Source organism: Faecalibacterium longum, from assembly GCF_040094125.1.
Lineage (GTDB): Bacteria > Bacillota > Clostridia > Oscillospirales > Ruminococcaceae > Faecalibacterium > Faecalibacterium longum.
The window spans coordinates 1-19,043 of the sequence record NZ_JBBNIH010000165.1 but is presented as its reverse complement, the minus strand read 5'-3'; the positions used below and the strand labels follow the sequence as shown (position 1 = coordinate 19,043).

At 59.6% G+C, this 19,043-nt stretch carries 12 protein-coding genes; 10 read left to right on the top strand and 2 right to left on the bottom strand.

All coding sequences use genetic code 11. The annotated features are described in order from the left end of the window. Positions 1 to 11: 11 nt before the first annotated feature. A complete protein-coding gene (locus AAAU26_RS11420) occupies positions 12 to 1,019 on the bottom strand; it encodes a LacI family DNA-binding transcriptional regulator (protein WP_227618608.1) in 1,008 nt (335 codons plus the stop codon). 467 nt (positions 1,020 to 1,486) lie between these two features. On the opposite strand from AAAU26_RS11420, the gene AAAU26_RS11415 reads away from it, so the two are divergent. The 7 genes from AAAU26_RS11415 to AAAU26_RS11385 all read left to right on the top strand — a co-directional run bounded on the left by AAAU26_RS11415 (position 1,487) and on the right by AAAU26_RS11385 (position 13,852). Beyond that, on the top strand, positions 1,487 to 3,922 hold the full coding sequence (locus AAAU26_RS11415) for a glycoside hydrolase family 94 protein (protein WP_227618607.1): 2,436 nt from the start codon (positions 1,487 to 1,489) through the stop codon (positions 3,920 to 3,922). A gap of 95 nt (positions 3,923 to 4,017) precedes the next feature. After that, positions 4,018 to 4,728: a LytR/AlgR family response regulator transcription factor gene (locus tag AAAU26_RS11410; RefSeq protein WP_149793911.1), complete on the top strand. Its 711-nt coding sequence runs from the start codon at positions 4,018 to 4,020 to the stop codon at positions 4,726 to 4,728. Continuing rightward, positions 4,725 to 6,017 carry a GHKL domain-containing protein gene (locus AAAU26_RS11405; protein WP_227618606.1) on the top strand — a complete coding sequence of 431 codons (1,293 nt, stop codon included), beginning with the start codon at positions 4,725 to 4,727 and terminating at the stop codon, positions 6,015 to 6,017. Before AAAU26_RS11410 ends, AAAU26_RS11405 begins: the two co-directional genes overlap by 4 nt. A gap of 316 nt (positions 6,018 to 6,333) precedes the next feature. Further along, entirely contained in the window at positions 6,334 to 8,253 is a 1,920-nt protein-coding gene (locus AAAU26_RS11400) for a glycoside hydrolase family 2 protein (RefSeq protein WP_227618605.1), read from the top strand. Positions 8,254 to 8,307: 54 nt separating this feature from the next. After that, a complete protein-coding gene (locus tag AAAU26_RS11395) occupies positions 8,308 to 11,310 on the top strand; it encodes a glycoside hydrolase family 3 protein (protein ID WP_227618604.1) in 3,003 nt (1,000 codons plus the stop codon). A gap of 102 nt (positions 11,311 to 11,412) precedes the next feature. Next, the gene (locus AAAU26_RS11390; RefSeq protein ID WP_227618603.1) at positions 11,413 to 12,978 is read left to right on the top strand and encodes an MFS transporter; all 1,566 of its coding nucleotides are present in this window, start codon (positions 11,413 to 11,415) and stop codon (positions 12,976 to 12,978) included. Positions 12,979 to 12,997: 19 nt separating this feature from the next. Beyond that, positions 12,998 to 13,852 carry an SDR family oxidoreductase gene (locus tag AAAU26_RS11385; protein ID WP_227618602.1) on the top strand — a complete coding sequence of 285 codons (855 nt, stop codon included), beginning with the start codon at positions 12,998 to 13,000 and terminating at the stop codon, positions 13,850 to 13,852. Positions 13,853 to 13,905: 53 nt separating this feature from the next. Here AAAU26_RS11385 and AAAU26_RS11380 read toward each other — a convergent pair whose 3' ends face one another. Beyond that, positions 13,906 to 15,720, bottom strand: a complete 1,815-nt coding sequence (locus tag AAAU26_RS11380) for a sigma-54-dependent transcriptional regulator (protein ID WP_227618601.1) — start codon at positions 15,718 to 15,720, stop codon at positions 13,906 to 13,908. A 219-nt stretch (positions 15,721 to 15,939) separates the two neighbouring features. Here AAAU26_RS11380 and AAAU26_RS11375 point away from each other — a divergent pair, with 219 nt between their 5' ends. The 3 genes from AAAU26_RS11375 to AAAU26_RS11365 all read left to right on the top strand — a co-directional run. Then, on the top strand, positions 15,940 to 17,199 hold the full coding sequence (locus AAAU26_RS11375; protein WP_227618600.1) for a four-carbon acid sugar kinase family protein: 1,260 nt from the start codon (positions 15,940 to 15,942) through the stop codon (positions 17,197 to 17,199). A 158-nt stretch (positions 17,200 to 17,357) separates the two neighbouring features. Next, positions 17,358 to 18,524 (top strand): iron-containing alcohol dehydrogenase, encoded by a 1,167-nt coding sequence (locus AAAU26_RS11370; protein WP_217209950.1) that lies wholly within the window; start codon positions 17,358 to 17,360, stop codon positions 18,522 to 18,524. Between the two features lie 19 nt (positions 18,525 to 18,543). Further along, positions 18,544 to 19,043 (top strand): dihydrodipicolinate synthase family protein (locus AAAU26_RS11365; protein WP_349181063.1); only part of this gene is annotated, 500 nt, incomplete at its 3' end.

Here is a 19,043-nt window from a genome sequence, read left to right as displayed (position 1 = left end):
CTGGTCCAAAATCAAAGGCTGCGGACTGACCCGCCTGACAGCAGCCTGCCGGAGACTCGGATCTGCTCCGGCAGTGTGACCCGCGGGTGCTCGATGAGTTCGATGAGCTTGTCCGCTGCGGTCTGGCCGAGAGCGGCTGTGTTCTGCTGGTAGGTCACCAGCGAGGGGTTGACCACCCGGGAAAGGTAGATGCCGTCGTATCCCATCACTGAGATGTCATCCGGGATGCTCAGCCCCGCTTCTGCCAGAGCGTTATAGCCGCCCAGTGCGGAGAAATCATCCGGGAAGATGATGCAGGTGGGCCGCTGCGGCAGTACCAGCAGCGCCCGGGTCTCTTCTGCACAGCGCTCGACATCGTGATACACGCCGTCGCGGACGTACTCTTCCGGTATCTCCAGCCCCAGTTCTTCACAGGCCTGATAAAAGCCGGCGATGCGGTTTTCAGTGACCGAGGTCTTTTCGCCGTGGATAAAAGCGATGCGCCGGTGTCCGCAGGCCCATGCCTGCTTGACCAGAGCTTTGAGACCCGCCACGTTGTCCGACAGGACTGCCATGCGGTTGTTGAACACATGGTCGATGGTCACCACCGGAACATCACTGTTGACCAGCTCCACTACCTGTGGGTCGTAGAAGTTCACGCAGGCGATCACCACACCGTCCACACTGCGGTAATGGCAGTGCTCCAGGTAGGTCATGCTCCTGCCGCTGATGTTATGGTTGATAAAGGTGATGTCGTAGCCGCGCTTTTCTGCTTCTACCTTGAAGCTGTCCAGCACGGCGGAGAAGTATTCGTGAGTCAGGCCGCTTTGCCGCTCGTCAACGAACAGGACCCCCAAATTATAAGTACGGTTGGTTTTGAGGGCCCGGGCCGCTGCGTTGGGCAGATACCCCATGCGGCGAGCCGCTGCGCGGATGCGCTCTCTTGTTGCGGCGGCAATGTCAGGCTGATCGTTCAGAGCCTTGCTGACGGTTGCGACGGATACGCCGCATTCTTTTGCCAAATCTTTCAGAGATGGCATCGGCTGGCCTCCTTTCCGGGAAAGGATTCTTGGAATCGCTTCCTGCAAAGTCCTTAATCGTTTTCGCAAATTCAATATAGCGCATTCTGTACCAAAAATCAAGCGAAAAAGAAAAAGTTTTAACTATAACGCATTGATTTCGGCAGCTTGCTTGCTTTTTGAAGACCAAAATTGTGCATCTCGATTGGATTTCGTTACATTTCGGTTAAAATCGAAAAAGTTTCGCTGCTTTTTTCGGAGCCGGAAGGAACAGGACAGGCGGGAGAGGGAGAGGATGCGGATCGGAAAGGTGTGCGGCACTGCGGATGTTTGTGATGAAACGATGCATATTTTTTGGAGAACTTTGGGCGGAATCTTGAAAAAGTACTTGCAATTTTTACACGGATAGGCTATGCTAAAAACAAAGAGACCGCTTCTTTCAAAAGCTCTCAATCGTTTTCGTGAGCAGGTTTTAAGGAGGAAGCGTTATGAGATTCGGACATTTTGACGACCAGAACAAAGAGTACGTCATCACCACCCCGCAGACCCCGCTGCCCTGGATCAACTATCTTGGCAGTGAGGATTTTTTCAGTCTGGTTTCCAACACAGCCGGCGGCTACAGCTTTTACCGCGATGCGCGGCTGCGCCGGCTGACCCGTTACCGCTACAACAGCTCCCCGCTTGATATGGACGGCCACCATATCTATATCAAGGATGGCGATACGGTGTGGAACCCCGGCTGGCAGCCAACAAAGACCGAACTGGACAGTTACACCTGCCGCCATGGTCTGGGTTACACGATACTGGAGGGCAGAAAGAACGGCGTGACGGCACAGCAGGAGCTGTTTGTGCCCAAAGGCGATGCCTGTGAGCTGGACCGCCTGACCCTGCGCAACGACAGCGGCACGGAAAAAGAGCTGGATGTGTTCAGCTATGTGGAGTTCTGCCTGTGGGACGCTGTGGACGACAGCTCCAACTTCCAGCGCAATTTTTCCACCGGTGAAGTCGAGGTGGAGGGCAGCGCTGTCTATCATAAGACCGAATACCGTGAGCGCCGTGACCATTACGCTGTTTTCTGGGCCAACTGCCCCATCAGCAGCTTTGATACCTCCCGTGATGCATTCTGCGGCGTATATGGCGGCCCGGCAGACCCGCAGGCCGTTCGGGCAGGCCATTGCTCCGGCAGCATCGCCCATGGCTGGGCTCCTGTTGGTGCGCTGCACATCCATGTAAAGCTGGCCCAGGGAGAGTGCCGCAGCATCCTGTTCGGTCTGGGTTACATCGAGAACCCGCAGGAGGAAAAATTCGTCGCGCCGGGCGTCATCAACAAAGCCCGCGCCCACGCCATGATGGAGCGCTATGCCACCGACGCGCAGGTCGATGCGGCCCGCGCTGCGCTGGCCGCCCACTGGAAAGACCTGCTCTCTACCTATCAGCTGCACTCCGGAGAGGAAAAGCTGGACCGCATGGTGAACATCTGGCACCAGTACCAGTGCATGGTCACCTTCAATATGAGCCGGAGCGCCAGCTATTACGAGAGCGGCATGGGCCGTGGCATGGGCTTCCGCGACAGCTGCCAGGATCTGCTGGGCTTTGTGCATATCATCCCCTCCCGTGCAAGGGAGCGCATTCTGGACATTGCGGCCACCCAGTTTGAGGATGGCAGTGCTTACCATCAGTATCAGCCGCTGACCAAAAAGGGAAACCGCGACATCGGCACTGGCTTCAACGACGACCCGCTGTGGCTCATCGCCGGCGCTGCCGCCTACCTGCGGGAGACCGGAGACTGGAGCATCCTGGATGAGCAGGTGCCGTTCGATAATGACGAGTCCAAGGCCCAGCCGCTGCTGGAACATCTGCGCCGCAGCTTCAACTTCACCGTTACGCACCTTGGCCCCCACGGCCTGCCGCTCATCGGCCGCGCCGACTGGAACGACTGCCTGAACCTGAACTGCTTCTCCGAGCACCCGGGTGAGAGCTTTCAGATCACCGGCCCCAGCGAGGGTCCGGTAGCCGAGAGCGTGTTCATCGCCGGTATGTTCGTCAAGTATGGCCGGGAGTACGCCGAACTGTGCGACCATCTGCATCTGGATGAGGAAGCGGCCGCTGCCCGCAAGAGCATTGAGGCCGTGGAGCAGGCCGCGCTGACGGCTGGCTGGGACGGAGCATGGTTCCGCCGCGCCTACGATGCCTTTGGCAAGCCGGTGGGCAGCAAAGAGTGTACGGAGGGCCAAATCTTTATCGAACCGCAGGGTATGTGTGTTATGGCCGGCATTGGCCGGGAGAGCGGTCAGGCTGCGCAGGCGTTGAAGAGCGTGGAAGAGCGGCTGGATACGAAATATGGCGTGGTGCTGCATCAGCCGGCCTACACCAGCTATCAGCTCAATCTGGGCGAGATCTCCAGCTATCCTCCGGGATACAAAGAGAACGCCGGCATTTTCTGCCACAATAACCCGTGGATCAGCTGCGCTGAGGCCGTTTTGGGCCACGGCGACCGTGCCTTTGAGGTCTACCGCAAGACCTGCCCGGCCTACATTGAGGATATTTCGGAGATACACCGCACAGAGCCCTATGTCTACAGCCAGATGGTAGCCGGCAGAGATGCGCCCACCTTTGGCGAGGCCAAGAACAGCTGGCTGACCGGCACGGCGGCGTGGACGTTCTTCAATGTGAGCCAGTATATTCTGGGCATCCAGCCCACGCTGGACGGACTGAAGGTGGACCCCTGCATCCCGCACACCCTGTCCGGCTTCACTGTGACCCGCCGCTTCCGTGGGGCGACCTATCACATCACGGTGGACAATACCGCCGGAGTGCAGCATGGCGTCAAGAGCGTGACCGTGGACGGCAAGCCTCTGCAAGGCAGCGTTCTGCCGCTGGCAGCGGAGGGTGCCGAGGTGAACGTGCAGGTCGTCATGGGCTGAAAGCGATTTCGAACTTCTCCGTTGCATTTCGCACCAAAGTATGTTTCAATAAAAAGCAGCAAATGGAATGGAACGGAGAAGGGAGAGACTGCGGGATGCTGAAAATTGCTGTCGTCGAAGACCAGCAGGAAGTGCGGGACGAGCTGTGCCGGTTCATCCGGCAGTACGCCGCCGAGAACAGCCTGCAGGTCGAGGTGCTGCCCATCGAGGATGGAGCTGTCATCGCGGAGCACTACGAGCCGGGGTATGACATCATCTTTATGGATGTGGAGATGCCGGGACTGGACGGCTTCGGCGCGGCGGAGAAGATACGGGCCGTGGACGCAGACGCCGTGCTGGTGTTCGTGACCAACATGGCGCAGTACGCTATCAAGGGCTACGAGGTGGACGCACTGGACTATGTCCTCAAGCCGGTGAACTACTACCAGTTCTGCACCAAGCTCTCACGGGCTGTTCAGCGGGTGCAGCGCCGCCGGGGCGGGCAGGTCGTTTTACAGCTGGCCGGAGGCGGGATGCAGGTGCTCTCCACCGGCGACATCTACTATCTCGAGACCCATGACCGGCTGCTCTGGTATCACACCACCAAGGGTGAGTTTTCCGTCCGTGCCAGCCTTGCCAGCGCCGAAAAGCAGCTGGCGCAGTACCATTTCTCCCGCTGTAACCAGTGTTATCTGGTCAACCTGAAATATGTAAAGGCTGTGGAGAACGACTTTGTCCACGTTAACACCGACCACCTGGAGATCAGCCGCCGCCAGCGTGCGGCTTTCCTGACGGCGGTGGCGTCCTACATCGGAGGTGTGCTGTGAATCTTCTTGCACGCCATGTCATCCTCCGGGCATTGCTGCGGTGGACTGCTGCGGTGGCGTTCTGCATCCCGCTCAAGCACCGGCCTCACGCCCGCCTACGGGCGCTGGGGATGCTGCTGCCGCTGCTGGGGCTGACCTATATGCTCGACCCCTCGGCCCAGAGCACCAGCCTCCACGAACTTCAATTATCTCTGCTGACACTCTATGTCGCGTTTTTCGTTCTGCTGGGCATGATGATATACGCCTGCGTTGAGATAGACAAAAAGAGTGCGCTCTACTGTGCCGTATGGAGCCTGCTTGCCTCCCAGACCGCTTACGAGTGCTGGCATCTGGTGGAAGTATTCTTCGAATGGCGGGGAACGCCCCTTGACCTCAGAAGCCTGCCGGTCATGCTGGTACAACTGGCCGCTGGTGCATTCTTTTATTTTGTTATCTGCACCACCCTCTCCCGGAAGATGTCTTATAAAGGAGCGTATAACATCGGCCCGCGCCAGCTGGCCAGCGCCTTTTTCATCGGGATCCTCTTCATGTTCCAGGCTGCGCTGCTGAGCGGCGGGCAGGTGGTGGTGCTGGATCGCAGTCTCGTCATGACGATGTTTGTCGGGCAGTTTTACTTCCTGACCCTGCTCTACTTCCAGACCGAGGTGTTCAAGCTCTCGGCCATGCAGAAGGAGATGGACACCCTCAACCTTTTATATGAGCGCCAGCGGGAGCAGTACCAGGTGGCGCGGCAGAACGTCCAGATCATCAACAAGCGCTGCCACGAGCTGAAGCTTCAAATCGCCGCGCTTCGCCAGATGTCGAGCGCCCCGGCAGACCCGGAGCTGAAAGCCCACATCGACGAGGCCGAAAAGGCCGCTCAGCTCTACGACGCCAGCCGAAACACCGGCAATGAGGTGCTGGACGTGGTGCTCACGGAAAAGAGCCTGCTCTGCGAGTCCCGCCGCATCCAGCTCAACGCGGTGACGGACGGTAGCTGTCTGAACTTTTTTGAGGCCAGCGACCTCTACGCCCTTTTTGCCAATATGCTGGACCACGCCATTGAAAGTGCAGTGAAGGTGCCGGAACCGGAGCGCCGCTGCATCGACCTGCTGGTCTGTACCCGGCAGAGCTTCGTGGTGGTGAACGTCATCAGCCCCGACCGCCCGGCGGAGTCTGCCGACACCCGTGCCGCCCATTACGCCGTCAAAGTGACCAACCGCATCGTTCAGAAGTATAAAGGTACCCTGACCACAGAGAGCCAGAACGGGTTCTTTGCGGTGAAAATTATTTTCCCGCAGGGGAAGTAACCTCTCCGTCAGCGCTGACGCGCTGCCGCAACCCGGCCTTGTCTGCGAAGCAGACTGAGAGGTTGAGACCGTCTCACAAAATCAATGTGGGACGGTCTCTTTTCTTTTTGCATTTTTCTTGTTGTATCCATCTATTTGTAAGAGATGCACAAATATATCAGCTTGGATTTGTGAGAGCAAAACCGAATATCCACACCATTCGACCGATTATCGCAACGGTCTTGCGAAAGAAAAAGTCTTTGATAAAATAATAGCGAAAGACAGAAAAACGACCGCACAACAGAGAAAACGCTACAGATACACGGGAGGAAAACGAATGCGAAGCATCGCCAAGCTCATGCAGGACTGGCAGTTCACCGGGCCGGACGGCAAGACCACTCTGGTGGAGCTGCCCCACACTTGGAACGCAAAAGACGGCCAGGACGGCGGCAACGATTACTGGCGCGGCACCTGCACCTACAGCACCACCTTTGCCGCTCCGGCGTTCGACGCAGCTTCGCAGGAAGTCTGGCTGCAGTTCGAGGGCGTCAATTCCAGCGCCAAAGTTCTGCTGAACGGCAGGAACATCTGCACCCACGACGGCGGCTACTCCACCTTCCGTGTCCATGTCTCCGACCTGCTGGCAAAAGACAACCAGCTCACCGTCGAGGTGGACAACAGCATCAACGACCGCATCTACCCCCAGAAGGCCGACTTTACATTCTACGGCGGCATCTACCGCGACATCAGCCTGATGGTGGTCAGCAAGAACCACATCGCGCTGGGCCACTTCGGCGACACCGGCGTCAAGATCACCCCCGCCCTCAAGGACGGCAAGGCTGACATCCGGGTCGAGACCATCGTGGAAGGCGAGGGCGCTGTCTCCGTCGAGCTGCAGGACGCAGCCGGAAGCATCGTGGCCAGGGCTGAGGGCGCAGACGCTCAGCTCCACCTCGACGCTCCCCACCTCTGGGACGGCGTGAAGGACCCCTACCTCTACACCTGTGTCGTCCGCCTGAGCAGCGACGGCACCGTGGTGGACGAAGTTTCCACCCGCGTGGGTCTGCGCACCTTCTCGGTGGACTCCAGGAACGGCTTCTTCCTCAATGGCCGTCCCTATCCGCTCCACGGCGTCTCCCGCCATCAGGACCGCAAGGGTGTGGGCAACGCCATCACCCGCGAGATGCACGATGAGGATATGGCCCTCATCCGGGAGCTGGGTGCCAACACCATCCGGCTGGCCCACTACCAGCACGACCAGTACTTCTACGACCTCTGTGACCAGTACGGCATGGTGGTCTGGGCTGAGATCCCCTACATCTCCGAGCACCTGCCCAATGGCCGCGCCAATACCATCAGCCAGATGAAGGAGCTCATCTACCAGAACTACAACCACCCCTGCATCGTCTGCTGGGGCGTCTCCAATGAGATCACCATCTCCACCAAGGACAAGGCCGACATGCTCGACAATCACCGCGAGCTGAACGACCTGTGCCACAAGATGGATTCCACCCGCCTGACCACGCTGGCCTGCTACGCCATGTGCGGCCCCTTCAACCCGGTGGCCCACATCACCGACCTCGTCAGCTGGAACCTCTACCTCGGCTGGTATGTGCCGGGTCTGTTCCTGAACGACCTGTGGATGGACTTCTTCCATCTGGTCTACCCGGGCCGTCCTCTGGGCTTCTCCGAGTACGGTGCCGAGGGTATGCCGAACCTCCACAGCTCGAAGCCCCGCCGCGGCGACCACACCGAAGAGTATCAGGCAAAGTATCACGAGTATATGCTCCGCTGCTTCGACCGGCATAAGTGGATGTGGGCGACCCACGTCTGGAATATGTTCGACTTTGCAGCCGACGCCCGCGACCAGGGCGGCGAGCCGGGCATGAACCATAAGGGCCTCGTCACCTTCGACCGGAAGACCCGGAAGGACAGCTTCTACCTCTACAAGGCATGGTGGAGCGACGAGAACTTTGTCCACATCTGCTCCAAGCGGTTCACCGACCGCACGGAGAGCGAGATGGAAGTGAAGGTCTACTCCAACCAGAAGTCCGTCGCCCTCTACGTCAACGGCGAGAAGGTCGGCGAGCAGACCGGCGAGCACGTCTTCAGCTTCCGTGTGCCGCTGACCGGCGAGATCGAAGTCAAGGCTGTGGCCGGTGACTGCACCGACACCGCTTCCTTCCGTCATGTGGACACCCCGAATCCCAGCTACAAGCTGGTCAAGACCAAGTCCAAGAGTGCAAACTGGGTCTGATTTGTGAAACATTCCGCCGACCGGCGGTTGTTATAGAAAAAAGGAGGAGAATCCGTGAAAAACACCAAACCGAAAGTACGGCTGTGGTCTGTTCTCACCGGCCTGACGGCTATCCTGACCGTCGCTGCCATCGTGGGCAACATCATCGCAAACCAGTACGCTACCACCATCAACGTCGCTCTGAATGCATCTACCTATAAGATCATCCACGGCGAGAATACCGGCGATACCGAATACTTCAAGAAGGGCTTTGATTCCGATGAGGAGCGCGAGGCTTACGAGGCCGAACTGTGCGCGACGGTCGAGGCCGAGGGCGCAGCTCTGCTGAAGAACGAGAACAATGCCCTGCCTCTGGCCAGCGGCGCTAAGGTCAGCCTGTTCGGCCACGGCTCTGTGGACCTGATGTACGGCGGCACCGGCTCCGGCTCTGTCGATACCAGCAAGGCTCCCAACCTCAAGCAGGCTCTGGAAGCTCAGGGCATCACCATCAACCAGACCCTGTGGGATCTGTACAGCTCTGACTCCATGATGAGCAAGTACAGCCGCCTGACCCCCGCTTCCATCTCCGATACTCTGGAGGCGAACACCCAGTACGCTGTCAACGAGGCTCCCTGGAGCGCTCTGTCCAGCGCTGAGTCCAGCTTTGCTGAGTACGGCGACGCTGCGATCGTGGTCCTCTCCCGCTCCGGCGGTGAGGGCGCAGACCTTCCCAGCGGCGAGAATGGCACCAGCGACAGCTGGATCTCCGGCCAGGAGGGCGACGGCAACTACCTCGCTCTGTCCGCTGAAGAGATCGAGCTGCTGCAGAACCTGAAGGCTCTGAAGGACAACGGTACCTTCAAGAACATCGTCGTCCTCATCAACAGCTCCAACGCCATCGAGCTGGACTTCCTCAACCCCGAGATCTGCGGTGAGGACTACGGCATCGACGCTGCTATGTGGATCGGCGACGTGGGCCAGACCGGCATCAACGGTGTGGGCCAGCTGCTGTCCGGCACTGTCACCCCCTCCGGCTCTCTGGTCGATACCTATCTGTACGACAACATGGCAAACCCCGCTATGTACAACTTCTACACCCAGGCTTACCCCAACGCAGCAGAGTACAACCTGCTGACCGAGGGTGCTGACGTGCAGGGTATGTACAGTGTCTATCAGGAAGGCATCTACCTGGGCTACCGTTACTTCGAGACCCGTTACGAGGATGTCGTCATGGGTACCGCCAAGGCTGGCGATTACAACTGGGCAACCACCGTTGCTTACCCCTTCGGTTACGGCGACAGCTACACCACCTTCGCATACTCCAACTTCAACGTGACCGAGTCTGACGATGCCTTCACCGTCACCCTGAAGGTCACCAACACCGGCAAGACCTTCTCTGGCAAGGAGACCGTCCAGATCTACTTCCAGTCTCCCTACACCGCTTACGACAAGGCAAACGGCATCGAGAAGGCTGCTGCTGAGCTGTGCGGCTTCGCAAAGACCGACGTGCTGGCTCCCGGCGCTTCTGAGGACGTGACCATCACTGTCCCGAAGAGCGAGCTGCGCACCTACGACGCGAACAACGCCAAGACCTACATCGTGGACGCTGGTGACTACTACTTCACCGCTGCCACCGATTCCCACAACGCAGTCAACAACATTCTGGCTGCCAAGGGCTACACCGTCGAGAACACCAATGGCCGCATGACCGAGAACGGCAACACCGACCTCGTCTGGAAGTGGACCAACGACACCCTCGACACCACCACCTTCTCCACCGGCGCAAATGGCACTGCCATCACCAACCTGTTTGACGAGTCCGACCCCAACAAGAGCAGCAATGCTCCCGGCAGTGTGACTTGGATGAGCCGCTCCGACTGGACCGGCACCATCCCCACTGCTCCCGCACAGCTGACCGCCAACGAGACTCTGGCTGCAAGCCTCGCCTTCACCAAGTACGACGGCTCTGAGGCCAACAGCGTCGAGATGCCCACTCTGGGCGCCAAGAACGGCCTGACCCTCGCTTCCATGATCGGCAAGGACTTCAATGATCCCGAGTGGGATACCCTGCTGGACCAGCTGACCTACAGCGAGATGGTCAACACCATCACCCTCGGCTTCCACAACACCGCAGCCGCTGCCTCCATCGGCAAGACTGCTACCAAGGACGAGAACGGCCCTCAGGGTCTGACCGCTGCCCTGACCGGTGGTGCATCCGCAATGTGCTACACCTCCGAGGATGTCATGGCTGCTACCTTCAATGTTGACCTCATCAATGAGGTCGGCAGGTGCATCGGCGAGGACTGCCTGGCCATGGGTTACTCCGGCCTGTACGGCCCCGGCATCAATATGCACCGCACCGCTTACTGCGGCCGTAACTTCGAGTACTACTCTGAGGACCCGTTCGTGGCTGGCACTATCTGCGCTGCTGAGGTGCAGGGCATCCAGTCCAAGGGCGTCTACGTCTACCTGAAGCACGTCGCCCTGAACGACTCCGAGACCAGCCGCCGCGGTGTCAACACCTGGCTGAACGAGCAGACCGCTCGTGAGATCTATCTGGAAGTCGCTGACAAGGCCATCACCGATGGCGGCGCCTGGAGCGTCATGACCGGCTTCAACCGCTGGGGTGCTACCTGGTGCGGCGCTAACGCCAACCTGCTGACCGGCTTCCTGCGCGGCGAGCTGGGTATGCGCGGCATGTGCATCACCGACTTCTCCGGTTCCAGCCAGTACATGGACCTGGTGGACGGCCTCATCGCCGGCTCCGACATCTGGGACAGCCCGATGCCCAAGATCCACACCACCAAGGCTGCAAACTATGAGAACGATGCTTACATCGTCACTCAGATGCGCAACGCGATGCACCACATCCTCTACACCGTGGTCAACTCCAACGCCATGAACGGCTGGGCTTCCACCGATACCCTGAAGACCATCACTCCGTGGTGGCAGACCGCCATCTATGCGCTCATCGCAGTGCTGGCCGTCCTGACCATCCTGTGCGCATGGCAGCTGAGCAAGGCCCTCAAGGCGAAGAAGAGCATGGTCGATACCGCTCCCGCAGCTGACCAGAAGTAATTCCGGCGCAGATTTCCGCAACTGTTAAAAACGAATGGCAGCCTGTCCCCCAGAACGGCGGGCAGGCTGTCGTTTTTTATAAGAAAAAAGGAGACACCGCAAATGGGTGAACAAACCGCAAAGGCGCCGGGCCTGAACCGCGCCAAGACCTACCAGCTGGTGCTGTTCCCGCTGAACAACGGCGCAACGAACGTGTACTATGTGCTGGTGCTTTCCTACATCGCTACCTTTGGCAGTAAGGTGCTGGCCCTGTCCATGATCTTCGCTTCGGTCATGGTCACCGGTATGCGCCTGTTCGACGCGATCACCGACCCCATCATCGGCGCCCTGATGGACCGCACCAACGGCAAGTTCGGCAAGTTCCGGCCCTTCATGGTCATCGGCAACCTCATCATGGCAGCCAGCATCCTCGTGCTGTACTGCCTGACCCCGCTCATCCCCGCCAGCTCGATGTTCCTGCGCTATGCGGCTTTCGTGGCTCTGTACGCAGTCTGGGTCATCGGCTACACCTTCCAGACCAGCTGCACCCGTTCCGGCCAGACCGTTCTGACCAACGACCCCAAGCAGCGCCCCCTGTTCACCATTTTCAACACCGTCGGCTCTCTGCTGGGCATGGGCGCGATGCAGTTCTTCGCCCCCATCCTCGCCAAAAACTATGAGGGCGGCTACGCCTCTGCCGGTTTCTTCCGCACTCTGGCTCCTGTGGGCATCGTCATCTCCATCCTCCTCACCATTCTGGCCATCATCGGCATCTGGGAGAAGGACCAGCCCAAGTACTTCGGCATCGGCGGCGAGGTCAGCGAGAAGGTCAAGCTGCACGAGTACGTCCAGATCATCAAGAACAATAACCCCATGCAGCGTCTGATGGTGGCTGGTGCCGGCTGCAAGCTGGCTCTCTCCATCGCTACCAACACCACCGTCCTGTGTATGCTGTACGGCTGCATGATGGGCAACTATGACGGCTTGTACCTGCCCATGATGGTGCTGGGCTACGTCTTCAGCGTGCCCTTCTTCCTGCTCACCGTCCGCACCAGCCAGAAGGAGGGCCAGAAGGCCAGCCTGATGAAGTACGTCAGTGTGGCATTTATCTGCTACATCGGCGTGCTGGTGCTGCTGCTGCTCTGGGGCCGCAGCGACGCCTTCACCCTGTCCATCATGGGGAACAACGGCCTGTCCATCAACCTCTACACCATCCTCTTCATCGCATTCTTCGGCATCGGCTACGGCGCATACTACGCCACCGCCGATATGCCCATCCCCATGGTCGCCGACTGCTCCGACTACGAGACTTACCGCAGCGGCAACTACATCCCCGGCATCATGGGTACTCTGTTCAGCCTGGTGGATAAGCTGGTGTCCAGCCTGTCCGCTACCGTCGTCGGCATCGCTGTGAGCTTCATCGGTCTTGAGAGCCTGCCCACCCAATACGACCTCTACACCCCCGGTATGAATTGGGTGGTCATCGTGCTGTTCTGCATCATCCCGATGGTGGCCTGGGCCGCTACCCTTATCGCCATGAAGGGCTACACCCTGACCGGCGAGAAGATGAAGGAGATCCAGGCGGTCAACGCCTGCCGCCGCGACGCTGTGGCCAACGGCATGAAGCTGGAAGAGGCCATGACCAAGTGGCAGAGCATGGACCAGCTGCCCGCCGAGTACCGCAGCTGAGCCTGTAAAAAGGAAGAACATGGAACAGAATGTACTGAACACTGACCTGACCGGCAAGGTGGCCGTCGTCACAGGCGCAAGCGGCACCCTGTGCTCCATCTTCGCCAAGGCTCTGGCCCGGGCAGGCGCAAAAGTCGCCCTGCTGGGCCGCAATATGGAGAAGCTCAAGGCTCTGGCCGACGAGATCGAGGCCGAGGGCGGCATCGCCAGGGGCTACACCTGCAACGTCATGAACAAGGCCAACTGCCTGCAGGTGGCTGAGGACGTGATGACAGAGCTTGGCCCCTGCGATATTCTGGTGAACGGTGCCGGCGGCAACAACGCCCGCGCCAACACGGACAAAGAGTATTTCGAGATGGCCGACCTCGAGGACGATACCGTGACCTTCTTCGACCTCGACGAGAGTGGTGTAGAGATGGTGTTCAACCTGAACTTCATCGGCACCCTGCTGCCCACCCAGGCCTTCGCCCGCCAGATGGTGGGCCGCCCGGGCTGCAACATCCTCAACATCTCCAGCATGAACGCTTATCTGCCCCTGACCAAGATACCGGCCTACTCCGGCTCCAAAGCCGCTGTGACCAACTTCACCCAGTGGCTGGCTGTCCATTTCAGCAAAGTCGGCATCCGGGTGAACGCCATCGCCCCGGGCTTCTTCGCCAGCGAGCAGAACGCCAGCCTCCTCTACAATGAGGACGGCACCCCGACGGCCCGTACCAACAAGATCCTCGCTGCGACCCCCATGGGCCGCTTCGGCGACAGCGAAAAGGACCTTGTGGGCGCACTGCTGTTCCTGCTGAACAATGACGCTGCCGGTTTCATCACCGGCATCTGCCTGCCCATCGATGGCGGCTTCTCCGCCTATTCGGGCGTGTAAAAACACAAAAAAGCTCCGGTTTTCGTATGAAAGCCGGAGCTTTTTTGTGCTTTTCAGGACTCTTTTTCTACATTCTGTTGTTTCTGCTCGATTTTTTCCATATAGCGCCAGAGGGTCGTGCGGCTGATGCCCAGCTGACGGGCGGCGGCGGCGCGATTTCCGCCGTGGGCGGCGACGGTCTGCTGGACGACATCGCGGATGACCTCTTCGAGGGTCTGCTCACTGGGCTTGCGGGCAGAAGCCGGCGGCGGCACGGCCCGCAGAGTCCGCTCTTTGGAAAGCATATCGGCCACCGTCCCGGCCCGGATGTAGGGGCCGTCCGACAGGGCGGCGAGGGCGCGCAGGACGTTCTTGAACTGGGTGTAATTGTTGGGCCAGGGGTACTGGCGGAGCATCTCGATGGCCCGGGGCTCGAAGCCCGAGAGCTGCTTGCCCAGCTCGAGGTTCAGGCTGTTGAGGTAGAGGCTGGACAGAGACGGGATCTCGTCGGAGAGGCTGCGCAGGGAGGGCAGGGGAAGGGCCAGTGAGCCCAGCCGCTCACTGAAATGCCGCAGCACTTCCGGCACCGGCTCCCCCTCGACAATGGAACAGGAGAAGATGAGCCGCACCCGGCGGGCAAGACCGGTTTCTTCAATGGCGGCAAGAAGCTCTGAACTCCACTGGGGCGAGATGGACTCAAAATTCTGGAAGTAGATGGTGTTTCCGGTGGCGCTGAGAGGGGAGTTGTAGTGGTTGAGCAGGAAATCCCAGGTCTTCTCATTCAGCAGCGCACAGTTCACCACGATGAAGGGGTGGTTTGCAAGGGAGCTGTGCAGATAGAGGTAGCGTGCGATCTGCTCTTTGCCGGTGCCGGGCTCGCCGTAGATGAATACCGGCTGGCGCAGCAGGGCGAGGGAGCGTATCTCGGCCGCCTGGGTACCCATCGCGCCGCTGAGGCTGTAGAAGCTGTTGGCGAAGAGGTATTCGCACTCGCCCTTGTTCAGGGTGCGCAGGCCGGGACGGCTGGAATGGAGCGGGATGCGGGCCGGAACACAGTAGAACAGATACCGCTGGACGTTGTTCATCAGCAGCTGCTGGGCGGTGATGCTGTAGAGCTGGTCCCGCTCGGTGTAGTAAAAGCGGAGGTTGCCGCTGGCCGGTATCTCCCGGATGTGGGACTGAAGGACGCTGCTCAGCTCCGCCGGGACTTCGGAGATGCTGCTGTAGAAGAGGTCGCCGTTGGACTCCATGACGATGACGCGGCCATTCTGGCCCTGAGTGATGCTGCGGAGGAACAGGTTCTCCTGCCGCAGATAGCCGAACCAGGAGCTGATGTTCACGGCCTGGTCGATGGCGGCGTGGAGGCTTTCGACGCCGGAGGTGATGAGGAAAGCGTCGAAGCCCATCTCCCGGGCGATGGTGTGGGTGACCATGTCACAGACCACCATCCGGTAGCCGCCCTGCTGCAGGCGCTCCAGAGTGTGGCGCACCTCAGCAGCGTTGTTCACGGTGAGGATGTCGAGGTTGAAGTCCAGCAGACTGCACAGGGTGTGGGCCGGCTCGGTGATGGAGGGGAAGCCCACGATGGCGTAGAGGCTGGAATAATTCTCGGCCAGCTTCATGGTGCGCAGCACGTCGTACACCGAGATGTGGATGTCCACCACCGGCAGGTCAGTCACCTGCCGGATGAGGGCGGCGGTGCCGCCGCGGGAGATGATGCAGTCATAGGAGTTGGGGGGCATCTGCTGCACGATGGCCTGCCCGTCTTCCAGGTCGCCGGTGTAAATGTCCATTTCGACATTGGGATAAGCCTGTGCCGCCTGCTCCATCGCAGTGCGCATTCCGTCGTAGGGGGCGATGCCCAGAATACGGGTGTGAGTCTCTATCACAACAGACACCTCCGTTCATATTTGCTACTATTCTAGCAAATAAACGCCCGAAAATCAAACAAAGACTGTCCTTATTTGAAACGGTTTAAGACTTTATAACCAAAAAACTTAATCAATGTTTCAAATTAAAACGGAAAAGACCGCTCGTTTCCATGCACGCCGTGTCAAAATAAGGCATAATGGTATCAAGAGAATAAATCATGAGAGGAGGAGCAACCTATGCTGCTTCTGCTGATCCTTGCAGATGACTTTACAGGCGCGCTGGATACGGGTGTCCAGTTTGCCGCCTGCGGCATCCCCACCCGCGTCGTGGTCGGAGAGCAGGTGGATTTTGCAGCCAATGACGCCGCTGTGCTGGTGGTGGACACCGAGACGCGCCATCTGCCCGCTGCAGAGGCCTACGCCGTCATCGCAAAACTGACCCGGGAGGCGATGAGTGCGGGAGTTTTCAGCATCTATAAAAAGACAGACTCCGCTCTGCGCGGAAACATCGGCGCAGAGCTTTCGGCCCTGCTCAAAACCAGCGGGGAGCGCCAGCTGCCGTTCCTGCCGGCCTTCCCCCAGATCGACCGTGTGACCCGGGACGGAGTACATTATATCAGCGGCGTGCCTGTGACCGAGAGCCCCTTCGGCATCGACCCCTTCGAGCCGGTGCGCCACGCCAGGGTGACGGAGCTCATCGGGGAACAGACCGATGTGCCTGCCTACAGCTTCCCGACCCTGAAAGAGGGTGAGGCTGTGCCGGAGCAGGAGGGCATCCTGGTCTTTGACGCCGGGAGCCTCGACGACCTTGCGTCCACGGGCCGCGCCCTGTTCCAGAATGGCAAGCCCCGCCTGATGGCAGGCTGTGCCGGCTTTGCAGCGCTGCTGCCCGACCTGATGAAGATGACCGAGCGCAGGACGGTCACCATGCCGAAGCTGGACCCCCGTCTGCTGGTGGTCTGCGGAAGCGTCAACTCCATCACCCTGCGCCAGCTGGATGTGGCCGAACAGAACGGCTTCTCCCGCCTGCGCCTGACCCCGCGCCAGAAGCTCGACCCCGGCTATTGGGAGAGCGAGGACGGCAAAGAGGCCCTACAGGGCATCAACGAGATGCTGGCCGCGAATCCCCGCTGCATCATCGAGACCAACGACGAGGGCGGCAACCAGCCCACGGCGGATTACGCCGCCGCCCGGGGCCTCGACCTCGAGGGCATGCGGGTCGGCATCGCCAGCAGCATCGGCCATATGCTGGGCAAACTGTTCACCAGCCCCGCGCTTGGGACCCTGCTGCTCACCGGCGGCGACACGCTGTTACAGTGCATGAACTGCGTGGGCATCAAGGAGCTTGAGCCGGTGTGCGAGGTGGAAAAGGGCGTCGTGCTGGCCCGCTTCACCTACCGCGGCTGCACCCGCTACGTTATCACCAAGTCGGGCGGCTTCGGCCACAAAAAACTGCTGCTCGACCTTGCAGACCGCATTGCAGCCGAGCAAACTTGAGATAGACGATGGATTCGGAGAAAACCATGGCCTGTCAGAAACTTCCCGGCCTGCCCTGAGACGGTACGATCTACGAAAACGAAGAGTTGGATACGCTGGAAGCTCTGCTGCCCACCGGTGTCCAGACCCGCTGATTTTTTTGAAGGAGGAAATTTGTTATGCTGACCCAGTACAATCTGAAGATGCCGCACGCAGTTTACGGCGGCGAGAACGCAATGGACAACATCACCGCCATCATCAAGGCCCGTGGTGCAAAGAAGGTGGCAATGTTCACCGACAAGGGCATTGAGGGCGCTGGCCTGTTCGCCCTGCCCGAGGAGGCTGTGAAGGCTTCCGGCGCAGAGTATTATGTTCTGGACGAGCTGCCTCCCGAACCCAGCTACATGGCTGTCCAAAAGCTGGTGGATGAGTTCAAGACTTCCGGCGCCGACCTCATCGTGGCCTGCGGCGGCGGCTCCGTCATGGACGCAGCCAAGCTGGCAAGCGTGCTGGTGACCGATGACTACGGCGTCAAGGAGCTGCTGGACAACCCCGGTATGGCTCAGAAGTGCGTCCCCATCGTCCTCATCCCCACCACCGCCGGCACCGGCGCTGAGGTCACTCCCAACGCCATCGTCGCTGTCCCCGAGAAGGAGCTGAAGGTCGGCATCGTCAACGAGAACATGATCGCGGACTACGTCATCCTCGACGCCCGCATGATCAAGAACCTGCCCCGCAAAATCGCAGCTGCTACCGGCGTTGATGCTCTGGCACACTGCATCGAGTGCTTCACCAGCAACAAGGCCAACCCCTTCAGCGACCTGTACGCTCTGGAGGGCCTCGACCTCATCCTGAACAACATTGAGAAAGCCTGCGATGATCCCGATGCCATGGCCGAGAAGAACCGGATGCAGATCGCAGCTTACTACGGCGGTCTGGCCATCACCGCTTCTGGCACCACCGCAGTCCACGCTCTGAGCTATCCTCTGGGCGGCAAGTACCACATCGCACACGGCGTCTCCAACGCCATCCTGCTGGCTCCTGTCATGCGCTTCAACAGCGAGCATCCGGCTGTTAAGGAGCGTCTGGCTGTGGCTTATGACCGCTGCTGCCACGAGAACAAGACCTGCACCACCGTGGACGAGAAGGCTGCATGGATGATCGCCCGCCTCGAAGCGATCGTCAAGCATCTGGACATCCCTACCAGCCTGAAGGAGTTCGGCGTCCCCGCTGAGGACCTCGAGGGTCTGGTCGAGTCCGGTATGCAGGTGCAGCGTCTGCTGGTGAACAATATGCGCCCCGTCACCGCTGACGACGCCCGCAAACTGTATCAGGAGATCATGTAATAGAAAAGGAGAACACGTTATGAAGACCAGCGACATCAAAGGCATTATCCCTCCGGTAATTACCCCGATGAACAACGATGACGAGCAGACCGTCAACCACGAGGCTCTGCGTCAGCAGGTCGAGCGTCTGCTGGCAGGCGGCGTCCACGGCATGTTCCCTCTGGGCACCAACGGCGAGGCTTACGCCCTCTCTTTTAAGGAGAAGGAAGAGATCCTGGCTACCGTCATCGACCAGGTCAAGGGCCGCGTTCCCGTTTACGCAGGCACCGGCTGCATCACCACCGCCGAGACCATCCGCATGAGCAAGCGCGCCGAGGAGATGGGCGCAGATGCACTGTCCATCATCACCCCCAGCTTCGCACTGGCTTCCCAGAAAGAGCTGTATGACCACTATGTGGCTGTGGCAAAGCAGGTCAACATCCCCATCATCCTCTATAACATTCCGCCCCGCACCGGCAACAAGCTCCTGCCCGAGACCGTGCAGGCCCTCTGCCGTGACGTGGACGTCATCGTCGGCGC

What these genes read in the sequence shown, in the direction of transcription:
- AAAU26_RS11410 (WP_149793911.1), top strand. Translation starts at nt 4,018, where the DNA reads ATGCTGAAAATTGCTGTCGTCGAAGACCAGCAGGAAGTGCGGGACGAG.
- AAAU26_RS11375 (WP_227618600.1), top strand. Translation starts at nt 15,940, where the DNA reads ATGCTGCTTCTGCTGATCCTTGCAGATGACTTTACAGGCGCGCTGGAT.
- AAAU26_RS11415 (WP_227618607.1), top strand. Translation starts at nt 1,487, where the DNA reads ATGAGATTCGGACATTTTGACGACCAGAACAAAGAGTACGTCATCACC.
- AAAU26_RS11420 (WP_227618608.1), bottom strand. Translation starts at nt 1,019, where the DNA reads ATGCCATCTCTGAAAGATTTGGCAAAAGAATGCGGCGTATCCGTCGCA.
- AAAU26_RS11385 (WP_227618602.1), top strand. Translation starts at nt 12,998, where the DNA reads ATGGAACAGAATGTACTGAACACTGACCTGACCGGCAAGGTGGCCGTC.
- AAAU26_RS11370 (WP_217209950.1), top strand. Translation starts at nt 17,358, where the DNA reads ATGCTGACCCAGTACAATCTGAAGATGCCGCACGCAGTTTACGGCGGC.
- AAAU26_RS11400 (WP_227618605.1), top strand. Translation starts at nt 6,334, where the DNA reads ATGCGAAGCATCGCCAAGCTCATGCAGGACTGGCAGTTCACCGGGCCG.
- AAAU26_RS11390 (WP_227618603.1), top strand. Translation starts at nt 11,413, where the DNA reads ATGGGTGAACAAACCGCAAAGGCGCCGGGCCTGAACCGCGCCAAGACC.